At 62.7% G+C, this 11933-nt stretch carries 8 protein-coding genes; 3 read left to right on the forward strand and 5 right to left on the reverse strand.

Annotated features, from left to right (window positions below):
* Nucleotides 1-29: 29 nt before the first annotated feature.
* From entF to fes, 3 genes are read right to left on the reverse strand one after another with little or no spacing between them, the layout of a single operon-like run.
* Complete coding sequence (gene entF / locus K5R89_RS12170; RefSeq protein WP_217259376.1) at nt 30-3911, reverse strand: enterobactin non-ribosomal peptide synthetase EntF; 3882 nt, start codon at nt 3909-3911, stop codon at nt 30-32.
* A 10-nt stretch (nt 3912-3921) separates the two neighbouring features.
* Complete coding sequence (locus K5R89_RS12175; RefSeq protein ID WP_032455062.1) at nt 3922-4125, reverse strand: MbtH family NRPS accessory protein; 204 nt, start codon at nt 4123-4125, stop codon at nt 3922-3924.
* A gap of 27 nt (nt 4126-4152) precedes the next feature.
* Nucleotides 4153-5361 carry an enterochelin esterase gene (gene fes, locus K5R89_RS12180; protein ID WP_217259375.1) on the reverse strand — a complete coding sequence of 403 codons (1209 nt, stop codon included), beginning with the start codon at nt 5359-5361 and terminating at the stop codon, nt 4153-4155.
* Between the two features lie 259 nt (nt 5362-5620).
* Between fes and fepA the strand changes: the two genes are divergently transcribed.
* Together fepA and entD are read left to right on the forward strand one after the other, a co-directional pair.
* Nucleotides 5621-7849 (forward strand): siderophore enterobactin receptor FepA, encoded by a 2229-nt coding sequence (fepA, locus tag K5R89_RS12185; RefSeq protein ID WP_048296999.1) that lies wholly within the window; start codon nt 5621-5623, stop codon nt 7847-7849.
* A 66-nt stretch (nt 7850-7915) separates the two neighbouring features.
* On the forward strand, nt 7916-8545 hold the full coding sequence (gene entD, locus K5R89_RS12190) for an enterobactin synthase subunit EntD (protein ID WP_110243921.1): 630 nt from the start codon (nt 7916-7918) through the stop codon (nt 8543-8545).
* 34 nt (nt 8546-8579) lie between these two features.
* Here the strand turns inward: entD and K5R89_RS12195 are convergent, their stop codons facing one another.
* Complete coding sequence (locus tag K5R89_RS12195; RefSeq protein WP_032455057.1) at nt 8580-9515, reverse strand: transketolase family protein; 936 nt, start codon at nt 9513-9515, stop codon at nt 8580-8582.
* Nucleotides 9508-10338: a transketolase gene (locus K5R89_RS12200; RefSeq protein ID WP_032455056.1), complete on the reverse strand. Its 831-nt coding sequence runs from the start codon at nt 10336-10338 to the stop codon at nt 9508-9510. The genes K5R89_RS12195 and K5R89_RS12200 overlap by 8 nt, the downstream gene beginning before the upstream one ends.
* Nucleotides 10339-10720: 382 nt before the next feature.
* Here K5R89_RS12200 and K5R89_RS12205 point away from each other — a divergent pair, with 382 nt between their 5' ends.
* The gene (locus tag K5R89_RS12205; RefSeq protein WP_002893602.1) at nt 10721-11671 is read left to right on the forward strand and encodes a sugar-binding transcriptional regulator; all 951 of its coding nucleotides are present in this window, start codon (nt 10721-10723) and stop codon (nt 11669-11671) included.
* Nucleotides 11672-11933 lie beyond the last annotated feature (262 nt).

Here is an 11933-nt window from a genome sequence, read left to right on the forward strand (position 1 = left end):
GGCTACCTGCTGTAGCCCGAACTCAACCGTTATCCCAGAATCTCCCTGACCACCGGGCCGATGGCTTCAAAGGCCTGCGGGGAGATAATGTCGACGTGGGCGCAGTTCTGGCTGAACACCTCCAGCTCGCCCACCCACGGGCCCCATACGACCTGCGGATCCATCCCCGCCTGCCGCGTCTTCTCCGCCACGAACAGCGTCGCCTTGCCGTCAAACTTCGCGCTGTGTGCGGTGGTTAACAGCCGCACCGCGTCGGCATAGTTGCCTTCGATGGCGCTGAACAGCTCGCCGGAGGCTTGCCCCTGCTGGGCGGCGAGGAACGCTTCGCGCTCGCGGGCAATTTCCGCCAGCACCGCCGGATCCAGCCCGTTCGCCTCTTTCTCCGCCCAGTTTTGCGTCTCCGGCGGCCAGGTATCCAGCAGGCCGAGGAAGGCCACCGCTTCGCCGCGCTGGCGCAAGCGGGCGGCAATGCCCTGGGCTAAGGTGCCGCCGAGCGAATAACCGAACAGATAATAAGGACCGTGCGGCTGCTGCGCCAACAGCGTTTGCAGATGATGCTCGCACACCTCGTCGAGGCTGGCGGCGCCGGCCATCGGCCCCTGCGGGCGCGGCGACTGAATACCGGTAATCGACCAGCGCGGGCTGAGATAGCGCGCGAGCACGCTGAACTGCCAGGCGAAGCCGGAGGCCGGATGGAAACAGAACAGCGTTGGGCCGTCGCTCTCGCGCAGCGGCAGAAGCGCATCCAGCCCCAGGCGCTGAGCCTGCTCATCGCTGAGATCGGCGGCCAGCAGCGCGCTCAGTTTGCCCACCGTCGAGGCCACCATCACCTGCCCCGGAGTCACCTGCCGCGCCAGCTGGCGGCTGAGCTGCGCCGCCAGGCGCATCGCCAGCAGCGAATGGCCGCCGAGGGCGAAGAAATCGGCGTCGATATCATTCACCTCGCAGCCCAGAAGCTGACTGAAGGCGGCGGCGACAACGGTTTCCATCCCGGGCTCCGGCGGCCGGCCGCTGCGCTCGCCGCCGAGGGTCGGCAGCGGCAGCGCTTTGCGGTCCAGTTTGCCATTGGCGCTGAGCGGCAGGTCGGGGAGCTGCATCAGCACCACCGGGACCATATGCGGCGGCAGCTGTTCCGCCAGCCGCGCTTTCAGCGCCGCGGTATCCAGCGGCAGGCCGGAGTCAGAGACCAGATAGCCCACCAGCTGCCGGGCATCGCCGCCGGTCGCCGCCGCCTGGTTGAAGACGCAGGCGTGACTCACCGCCTGCGCCACGTCCGGCAGGGCCGACATCACCCGGTCAATCTCGCCAAGCTCGATGCGCTGCCCGCGGATCTTCAGCTGATCGTCGCTGCGGCCAAGATACTCCACCGCGCCGTTCGCCAGCCAGCGCGCCACGTCGCCGGTGCGATACATCCGCTCGCCGGGGGCAAACGGGTCGGCGATAAAGCGGCTGGCGGTGAGGTCCGGACGCCCCAGATAGCCCTGCGCCAGCTGAATGCCGGTGAGATAGAGATCCCCGGCCACCCCCGGCGGCACCGGGCGCATCGCGGCATCAAGAATGCGCAGCCCGGTGTTCCATACCGGCCAGCCAATCGGCACGCTGCTGCCGGTCACTGCGGCCAGCTCAGGCCCGCAGGCCGGATACCAGCTGACGTCCACCGCCGCTTCCGTCGGGCCGTACAGGTTATGCAGCGGCGCGCCGGTCAAGCGCTCCCATTCGCGGCACAATTCCGTCGGCAGCGCTTCGCCGCTGCAGAATACCCGCCGCAGCGTGTGGCAGGCGGCCACGCTGTCGGCATCCAGCGAGGCGACAAACGCCGCCAGCATCGACGGCACAAAGTGGGTGGTGGTCACGCCGTAGTGGGCGAAGAACTGCTGCATCGCCTGCGGGTCGCGGTGCGCCTCCGGCTCGGCCATCACCAGCTGCGCGCCGGCGATAAACGGCCACCAGAACTCCCACACCGAAACGTCGAAACTGCACGGTGTTTTCTGCGCCACCACGTCGTCGGCAGATAACGGATAACGATCCTGCATCCACAGCAGGCGGTTGACGATGGCGGTCTGGCCGACCATCACCCCTTTTGGCCGCCCGGTGGAGCCAGAGGTAAAGATGATATAGGCGGTATGCTCCGGTTTTGACAGCGCCAGCGGCGCGTCATCCGCAACGGCCAGCGGCTGCTGGTAGCAGAGGCTCTCCAGCCCGGGGATATCGCTGAAGCGGGCCAGCTGATCCTCCGTAGCGATCAGCAGCGACGGCCGGGCGTCTTCCAGCATCATCCGCAGGCGGTCGTCCGGGTAGCCAGTGTCCAGCGGCAGCCAGGCGGCTCCCGCTTCGACAATGCCGTGCAGCGCCAGGGTCAGGAACACCGAGCGCGGCAGGGCCACCGCCACGCTGTCGCCCGGCTTCACGCCGCGCTGACGCAGCAGCTGCGCGAGCGCCACCACCTGCTGACGCATCTCACGATAGCTGAACTGCCAGTTAGCATCCGCCAGCGCCGGAGCATCCGGGGTCTTCCGCGCCTGGTCGACCACCAGCGCGCTGAGGGTGGTGGCGGGCAGCGGCATAGCGGTATCGTTGACCGCCGCCAGCCGGGCCTGCTCGTCGGCGGAGAGCATCTCCGCTTCGCCGCAGCGTAGCGTCGGATCGGCGGCAAACTGCGCCAGCAGCGCGGTCAGTCGCGCCATGTGGCGACGCAGCTCGGCTTCATCGTACCGGGCCTTGTTAGCGAGGAGCTCCAGCGACAGCCCGCCGGTCTCATCCGGGAACAGCGCCAGCTCGAGATCGTTGACCGGGCCGGTGGCGAGGGTGTGAGTTACTGCCTCGACGCCGTCGATATCCACCTGGTAATCAAAAACTTTGACGTTCAGCACCGGGCCGAACAGCGGTTCGTCCCCGGCCGCTTTGCCGCTGTCGCGGACGATCTGCTCGGCGTCATAGCGCTGATGGCGGCGCATCTTTTTCAGCTGCGCGGCGAGGCGCATCGCCAGGTCCGCCAGCGTCTCCTGGGCGTCAATATGCACCGCCAGAGGCAGGACGTTGAGCACCGGCCCCGTCGAGGTCAGCGCCGCTGAGCCCATCCGGCGCATAAAGATAAAGCCCGCCGCGTAGTCCATCCGGTTGCACAGGCGGCCCAGCCACAGCGTGGTGAGCGCCAGCGCCAGGTCAGCGGGCTGACACTGCGGCGCATGGCCGGCCAGGCGGCGGAAGGCGTCGGCGTTCATCGCCAGCTTCATCCGCCAGATATCGCTCCCGGCGGCGCGCCCGCCCAGCGGAGCGGCAGAGAGCGAGGCGGGAGCCGGTAACGCCTGGCGCTGGGCCTGCCAGAAGGCTTTATCCCGCTGCCAGGCCTCGCTGCCGGCGTAGCGCTGGTACTCGTCCACCACTTCGGCAAAGGGGGTGAAAGGCGATTCCGGGGTGGCTTCTCCACGCTGCCAGGCGCGGTAAATGGCGGCGATCTGTCGGGTAATTGCCGGGAAACTGAAGCCATCCACCAGCAAGTGGTGATAGCGCTGATACCAGTACCAGTGGTCGTCGCCGACGCGCAGCAGCTGATGGCACACCAGCGGGTTGCCGCCATCGACGCGCAGATCCTGCGCCAGATCCGCCTGCATCCGCTCCGTGGCGGCGCGGTGCGGATACGGCGCCGTACGCAGGTCAACGATCGGCGGTTCGCCAAGGGTGCGTTCCGCCGCCAGCCACTGCCAGACTTCCCCTTCCTCTTCCTCAAAGCGCAGGCTGAGGGTATCCGCCTGCTGCAGCCCGGCGACAATCGCCTTACCCAGCAGCGCCGGGTCGAGCGCGCCGCGCAGTTCAACATAGTGGGCCACGCTCCAGGCGCCAGGCAGAGTGGAGAGGCGCTCTGCCATCCAGATCCCCGGCTGCGCGGCAACCAGCGGTAAACGAGTGGTCATGGTCAGCTCCTTATGCCGCATGATGGGCGGGGGTCAGTGTCGGCCAGTTGGCCGCCAGCCAGGCGTTGCACGCCTCGACCGACTGCGGAGGGCACACCACCGTCCAGCCGGCAGGCAGCGCGCAATGCCCCGGCCACAGGCTGAACTGCCGCTGGTCATTGCGCAGAATGTAAAACTGCCCTTGCGGATTGTCGAAGGGGTTACTGAATTGCATATCAAACTCCTGTCGTAAAGCGCTGTGCTAAGGGGGCGACAGCAGAGGCTGCCAGAGCTGGATCAGCCCCGCCGTCAGCCCGCCGCGCCAGCAAAGCGCATCATGCCCGCCGTCAACCTGACGCCAGAAAATCGTCTGCTGCGTTGTGGTGAGTTGCGCCAGCAGCGCCTGGTTGGCGCGAAAAATAATCGGTTCACGCTGGCCCGCTTCCAGCCAGATGCGCAGCCCGGCCGCGGACGCCTCGCCCTGGCGGAGACGTTCGCCGATAAAGCCCGTCCCGCTGCCATCGCGATGCGGCCACCAGTAGGAGCCTGACTGGCTGAGCACGCAGCCAAAGCGCTGCGGCCAGTTGAGGGCGGCGAACATTGCCGCCAGGCCGCCGAAGCTTTGCCCGGCCACCACCGTCCGATCCGGGCGGTCGCTGAACGGGACGTGACCGCGGACCAGCGGCAGGAGCTCCTCCTGCACCGCCAGCCAGAAATCGCGATGACAGGGCAGCTCAACCCCGCGGCGCTGGTTGTCGATCGCGTCGATCAGCAGGTAGACCGCCGGCGGCAGCCTCCCCTCGCGGGTCAGCGCGGCCAGCGGCGACCACACCGGCATGCTTTCGGCCCAGAACTGGCCGTCAAGCAGGATCGCCAGCGGCCGCGTTTGCGGGTCGACGGCCTCGCCGGGGGTGTAGATCCAGACCCGGCGATGGTTGCCCAGACGCGCGCTGCGCCACTCAAGGCAACGGGCGGGAGGATGCGCCTCATTAAGCAGATCCCAGCCGGGTTGCGCCGGCGCCTGCGGCATCTCCAGGGCGGAGACGCCATGGCCGCGTCCGCCACGCCAGCTGTGCGGGTTCAGCGGATCGGCTATTGCCCGCGGCAGCAGTTTGCGCCAGCCTTCGCGCAGCAGCGCGCGGTCCGGCATATCGGCGCTGAACACCTCAGGGGAAAAATCATCGTCACGGTCGGAGGGAATAAAGCAGTAGCTGCCGCGCCAGGTCGGCGACAGCGTGGTTCGCCAGCACCAGGCGTCGGTCCCGGGCAGACGTTGCAGCGATTGCGGTCGCGCATTTTGATGGTGGTCGGTCACGCCGGTGATATAGAGCCATACCCGACGCCGTGGAGAACGCGTTTCATCCCCCGCCGGATCCCGCCACCAGAACGTCACCTCGATGGCGTCATCCACCGCCCGGGACTGCGGTCCCTGCAGAGTTCGCCACCACTCCTCGCTTCCTGTCGTTAACATTCAGTCATTAACCCTATGTATCGCGTGACTTTTTTAATTAATTGTCATTCTTTATTGATAATATTATTGATAACTATTTGCATTTGCAATAGCGTATTAGCGCGCCGTGGGAAGCGCGTCTTTCACAACACATGTCGAAGAGAGCTTATTCAGCTAGCGACGGAGTGCCTTTGCCCTCTTCCGGCAACATTTATGCCGCCTCCCCTCCCGGTGGGAAGGGGCGTTTGGGGAACGTGGCGACAAAAAAGCAGGAATAACAATGAATAACAGGATCAAATCCCTGGCCTTGCTGGTCAATCTGGGAATTTACGGGGTTGCTTTTCCGTTAAGCGCAGCGGAAACCGCCACCGACGATAAAAACAGCGCCGCGGAAGAGACCATGGTGGTCACCGCCGCCGAGCAGAACCTGCAGGCGCCGGGCGTCTCCACCATCACCGCCGATGAGATCCGCAAACGTCCGCCGGCGCGCGACGTCTCGGAGATCATTCGCACCATGCCGGGGGTCAACCTGACCGGCAACTCCACCAGCGGCCAGCGCGGGAATAACCGCCAGATTGATATCCGCGGCATGGGCCCGGAAAACACCCTGATCCTGATCGACGGTAAGCCGGTCACCAGCCGCAACTCTGTGCGTCTCGGCTGGCGCGGCGAGCGCGACACCCGCGGCGACACCAGCTGGGTGCCGCCGGAGATGATCGAACGCATCGAAGTGATTCGCGGCCCGGCCGCCGCCCGCTACGGCAACGGCGCCGCCGGCGGCGTGGTGAATATCATCACTAAAAAAACCGGCGATGAGTGGCACGGCTCCTGGAACACCTATATGAACGCCCCGGAGCACAAAGACGAAGGCTCCACCAAGCGCACCAACTTCAGCCTCAGCGGCCCGCTGGGCGGCGATTTCAGCTTCCGCCTGTTCGGTAACCTCGACAAAACCCAGGCCGACGCCTGGGACATCAACCAGGGCCATCAGTCCGAACGTACCGGGATCTATGCCGACACCCTGCCGGCCGGGCGCGAAGGGGTAAAAAATAAAAACATCGATGGTCTGGTGCGCTGGGAATTCGCGCCGATGCAGTCGCTGGAGTTTGAGGCCGGCTACAGCCGCCAGGGCAACCTCTACGCAGGCGACACCCAGAACACCAACTCCAACGACCTGGTAAAAGAGAACTACGGCAAAGAGACCAACCGTCTGTACCGCAACACCTACTCGGTCACCTGGAACGGCGCCTGGGACAACGGGGTGACCACCAGCAACTGGGCGCAGTACGAACGTACCCGCAACTCACGCAAAGGCGAAGGCCTGGCCGGGGGGACCGAGGGGATCTTCAACAGCAACCAGTTCACGGATATCGATCTGGCGGATGTGATGCTGCACAGCGAAGTCAGCATCCCGTTCGACTATCTGGTTAATCAGAACCTGACGCTGGGCAGCGAGTGGAACCAGCAGCGCATGAAGGATAAGGCCTCCAACACCCAGGCGCTGTCGGGGGGAGAAATTCCGGGCTACGACAGCACCGGCCGCAGCCCCTACTCGAAGGCGGAGATCTTCTCCCTGTTCGCTGAGAACAACATGGAGCTGACCGACACCACCATGCTGACCCCGGCGCTGCGTTTCGATCATCACAGCATCGTCGGCAACAACTGGAGCCCGTCCCTCAATCTGTCTCAGGGCCTGTGGGACGACTTCACGCTGAAGATGGGTATCGCCCGTGCCTATAAAGCGCCGAGCCTGTATCAGACCAACCCGAACTACATTCTCTACAGCAAAGGCCAGGGCTGCTACGCCAGTAAAGACGGCTGCTATCTGCAGGGGAATGAAGATTTAAAAGCCGAGACCAGCATCAACAAAGAGATTGGCCTCGAGTTTAAACGCGACGGCTGGCTGGCGGGCGTGACCTGGTTCCGCAACGATTACCGCAACAAGATTGAAGCTGGCTATGCTCCGGTCTATCAAAACGGTAAAGGTACCGATCTCTACCAGTGGGAAAACGTGCCGAAAGCGGTGGTGGAAGGCCTGGAAGGTACGCTGAACGTCCCGGTGAGCGAGACCGTGAACTGGACCAACAACATCACCTACATGCTGCAGAGTAAGAATAAAGAGACCGGCGATCGGCTGTCGATTATCCCGGAATACACGCTGAACTCCACGCTGAGCTGGCAGGTACGCGATGACGTTTCGCTGCAGTCGACCTTTACCTGGTACGGCAAACAGGAGCCGAAGAAGTACAACTACAAGGGTCAACCGGTCACCGGCAGCGAGAAGAACGAGGTCAGCCCCTACAGCATCCTCGGCCTGAGCGCGACCTGGGACGTGACCAAATACGTTAGTCTGACCGGCGGCGTGGATAACGTCTTTGACAAGCGCCACTGGCGCGCGGGCAACGCCCAGACCACCGGGGGCGCCACCGGCACGATGTACGGCGCCGGCGCCGAGACCTACAACGAATCGGGCCGCACCTGGTATATGAGCGTCAACACCCACTTCTGATAGCGGGTTCTCCCTCCCCCGCCCTTGCAGGATAAAGGGCGGGGACAACCGCGGTATACTTGCCTTATGCGCATTCTTCACTCCACCCTGCCGCTGGCCGGCTATCGCTTGCAGCACATCGACTTCGACCCGGCGACTTTCCAGGCTGCCGATCTGTTGTGGTTGCCCTATCACGCCAGCCTGAGCGGCTGGAGCCGCAAGCGGCAGGCGGAGCACCTGGCCGGGCGCATCGCCGCGGTGTACGCCCTGCGCGAGGTGGGAGAAAAACAGCCTCCCGCGATTGGCGATCGGCGCCAGCCGCTGTGGCCCGCGCCCTGGTTCGGTAGTATCAGCCACTGCGGCCAGCGCGCGCTGGCGGTGGTCGCCGACCGGCCGGTAGGCGTCGACATCGAGCGCCGGTTTACTCCACAGCTGGCGGCGGAGCTGGAGAGCAGCATTATCAACGAGGCGGAAAAAAAGGTGCTATTGCACAGCGGCCTGCCCTTCCCGCTGGCGCTGACGCTGGCCTTTTCGGCGAAAGAGAGTGGGTTTAAGGCGACGCCGACGGCAGGCCAGCGCGCGCTGGGATTCACCGATTTTCAGATCGTGGAAATAACGGTAAGCACCTTAGCGCTTCGGTTTGCGGGGCAACGCTATCCGCTGTACTGGACAGCGTCGGAGGAGCAGATCGTCACGTTTTGCGCATTGCAGCAGTAAACGCCCGCGCTTCACGCGACGGGCGTTCAGACCATCAGCCCCTGTTTTGCACCCGGGCGACGATGGCGGCGGCATCAAACCCGTGGTGTTGGCGCATCCAGCCGCGATCGGCGGCGGCGGCGTACTCCCCGTCCGGGATCCCCAACCGCTGCAGGGCAATGCCCACGCCCGCTTCCGCCAGCACCTCGGCCACCAGGCTGCCCAGCCCGCCGTTGACGTTATGCTCTTCGACGGTGATCACCGCTTTGCACGGCTTCAGCGCCGCCAGCAGCGCGGCGGTATCGCAGGGGCGGATCGACGGCACGCTGACCACTTTCGCCTGAACGCCGAGGTCGGCAAGCTGCTGCGCCGCCTCCACTACCTCATGCACTGTCGAACCGGTCGCCACCAGTGCGACGTCCTCGCCTTCGCGCAGAGTCAGCACGGCGCCGGGAACAAAGCGATACGACTCGTCAAGCAGCTCCGGCAGCGCCTTGCCATCGAGGCGAATATAGACCGGCCCCTGATAAGCAAGGGCATAGTCGATAATCTGCCGACATTCGCGCGGCGTGGAGGGGGCGAAGATCTGGATATTGCCGAAGCCGCGCATCACCGCCAGATCGTCAATCGCATGGTGGGTGCTGGCCAGCGGACCGTAGCTGGCCCCGGCGTTAAGGCCAAACAGCTTCACGTTGGTGTTGTTGTAACAGACATCCACTTTGATTTGCTCATTGGCCCGCGAAATAAGAAACGGCGCGGCGTTACAGGTCACCGCCACTTTGCCGCCCAGCGCCAGACCGGCGGCGGTGCCGACCATACTCTGCTCAGCGATGCCGACGTTCACCAGCCGGCCGGGAAATTGCTTAATAAAGGGGGCGATTTTGGCCGTCGACGTGGAGTCGGCCACCACCGGCACCAGATCGACACCGCTTTCCACGGCGGCGATAAAGGCCTCGACCATGACGTTAGCCAGGTGTTCTGCATTACTCATCTTTCAGTTCCTCCAGCGCCAGAGCGATCTCTTCACCTTTCGGCACCCGGTGGTGCCACTCCGGGCGCCCCTGGATAAAGGAGATCCCCGCGCCTTTCGTGGTGTTGGCAATAATGACGTTTGGTTTACCCTTCTGCTGCAGCCCCTCGATGGCCGCGACCACCGAGGCCATATCGTTACCCTGGCATTCGCTGACCTCCATGCCGAAGGCGCGCCATTTGTCGGCCAGCGGATCGGTATTCATGATTTCGCGCGTCGGCCCGGCCAGCTGGAGGTTGTTCTTATCATTAATAATGACCAGGTTATCCAGCCCGTAGTGCGCCGCCGCCAGGGCGGCTTCCCAGTTACTGCCTTCCGCCAGTTCGCCATCGCCGGTGATCAAAAAAATGCGGCGGGTGCTGTTGCTTTTCTTCGCGGCCAGCGCCAGCCCCACCGCAACAGGCAAACCGTGGCCCAGCGCGCCGGTGTTCAGCTCAATACCCGGCGTTTTCTGCCGCACCGGGTGGCCAGGGAGATGGGAATTGGCATGCTGGTAAGTCTCCAGCCACTCCACAGGGAAGAAGCCGGCTTCCGCCAGGACGCAGTAGTAGCAGCCCACTGCGTGGCCTTTCGACTGGATGTAGATATCGCGCTGCGGGTCGTCGAGCCGATCCGCCGCCACGTTGAGGACCCGGAAATAGAGCGCGGTTAACAGTTCGACCTGCGAAAGGTCGGCCCCGGTGTGGCCGCCGGCCGGACTATTGGCGTTTAAGCGCACAATGTGGCGCCGCACCGCGCGGGCTTTACGCTCCAGCGTCTGAATATCAAATCTGTAGGGATTCATTTCACACCTCTGAATTTATTTTCAGCATGGAATATTTATTCCAGAAAGAACTAAAAAAACCAGATATCCCTATGCCGGGTGGTAAGCCTTCTGCCACAGCGCCCTACTCAGGAACATTCTGCCTCCCGCTCCGGACTTAGCCCGGAGAAACACATTGACTTGAAATCGCCTTGAATATATATTCAATGATGATTCTTTATTCGATTATGACCTGGCTGTTTTGTTTTTGTCCATAGTCGATTTTGAGGATTGGCAAAAGTTAGACGCCTGTCACACTTAAGTGTGATTTTTTTTCGCGTATGATAGAAGCCTCTATACCCTAAATAAAATGGCTGCCGCTAAGCGCCTGAACACAGGCGATAAATGATTTTCGAGGATTAATATGGCTAAGCAGGATGAACAACGGCTATTGGTTAAGATTGCCACGCTTTACTACCTGGAAGGACGAAAGCAGTCTGATATCGCCCAACTTCTCTCGCTCTCACAGTCATTTGTCTCCCGCGCCATCACCCGCTGCCAGAAAGAGGGCGTCGTCAAAATCAGCGTCGTACAGCCGTCAAACATTTTTCTGAAGCTCGAAAAAGGGCTTGAGGATCGCTACGGTCTTAAGCAGGCGGTGGTGGTGGATACCGAAGAAGAGGCCAGCGATCACACCATTAAGCGGGCGATTGGCTCCGCCGCCGCCCACTATCTGGAAACCCGTCTGCGGCCAAAAGATCTGATTGGCGTCTCCTCCTGGAGCTCAACCATTCGCGCGATGGTCGATGAAGTTCATGCGCAGAACCTGAAGGCCAGCGGCGTGATCCAGCTGCTCGGCGGCGTCGGGCCCAACGGTAACGTGCAGGCGACGATTCTTACCCAGACCCTCGCCCAGCGCCTGAACTGCGACGCCTGGCTGCTGCCGTCGCAGAGCATTGAGGGATCCATGGAGGAGCGCAACCGGCTGCTGGCCAGCAAGGACGTCGCGGACGTGGTGTCGCGCTTTGACGAGGTGGATATCGCCATCGTCGGCATCGGCATTCTCGAACCCTCCCAGCTGCTGAAAACCTCCGGGAACTACTATCACGAAGATATGCTGCAGGTGCTGGCGGCGCGCGGCGCGGTGGGCGATATCTGCCTGCACTACTACGACAAAAACGGCCATCCGGTGTTACGCGATGATGAAGATCCGGTGATCGGCATGGCGCTGGAAAAGGTCAAAAAATGCCCTAACGTCGTCGCGCTGGCCGGTGGCACTGACAAAGTCGCGGCCATCAAAGGCGCCCTTACCGGCGGCTACATTGACGTTTTAATCACCGATTATCCTACCGCCCGCATGCTGGTCAGCGACTAACCTGCCGCGCTATTTTTCCTCTCTGCCGCCCTGACGTGCTTTTTTAACCTCAGGGCTGGCTCTGCTAATACATTTAAATTCAATAATTTAGTCAACCAACCCAGCCGCCTGCCGCCGCTTTTGCCGATCGGCGAAATGTGATTGCCAGCACAATTGATGATTTTTCCGGTAGCCCGTCACCGGGTTTGTGGCTTAAGGTATCAAATAAATAATCACTATCGAATATATATTCAGTGATTAAAAAGATGATAACGAAATGTCA

The sequence above is a fragment of the Klebsiella sp. TF21-TM genome (assembly GCF_019753495.1).
GTDB classification, from domain to species: Bacteria; Pseudomonadota; Gammaproteobacteria; order Enterobacterales; family Enterobacteriaceae; genus Klebsiella; species Klebsiella quasipneumoniae.

Coding starts and splice junctions, on each gene's coding strand:
- entF (WP_217259376.1), bottom strand. CDS start 3,911: ATGACCACTCGTTTACCGCTGGTTGCCGCGCAGCCGGGGATCTGGATG.
- K5R89_RS12175 (WP_032455062.1), bottom strand. CDS start 4,125: ATGCAATTCAGTAACCCCTTCGACAATCCGCAAGGGCAGTTTTACATT.
- fes (WP_217259375.1), bottom strand. CDS start 5,361: ATGTTAACGACAGGAAGCGAGGAGTGGTGGCGAACTCTGCAGGGACCG.
- fepA (WP_048296999.1), top strand. CDS start 5,621: ATGAATAACAGGATCAAATCCCTGGCCTTGCTGGTCAATCTGGGAATT.
- entD (WP_110243921.1), top strand. CDS start 7,916: ATGCGCATTCTTCACTCCACCCTGCCGCTGGCCGGCTATCGCTTGCAG.
- K5R89_RS12195 (WP_032455057.1), bottom strand. CDS start 9,515: ATGAGTAATGCAGAACACCTGGCTAACGTCATGGTCGAGGCCTTTATC.
- K5R89_RS12200 (WP_032455056.1), bottom strand. CDS start 10,338: ATGAATCCCTACAGATTTGATATTCAGACGCTGGAGCGTAAAGCCCGC.
- K5R89_RS12205 (WP_002893602.1), top strand. CDS start 10,721: ATGGCTAAGCAGGATGAACAACGGCTATTGGTTAAGATTGCCACGCTT.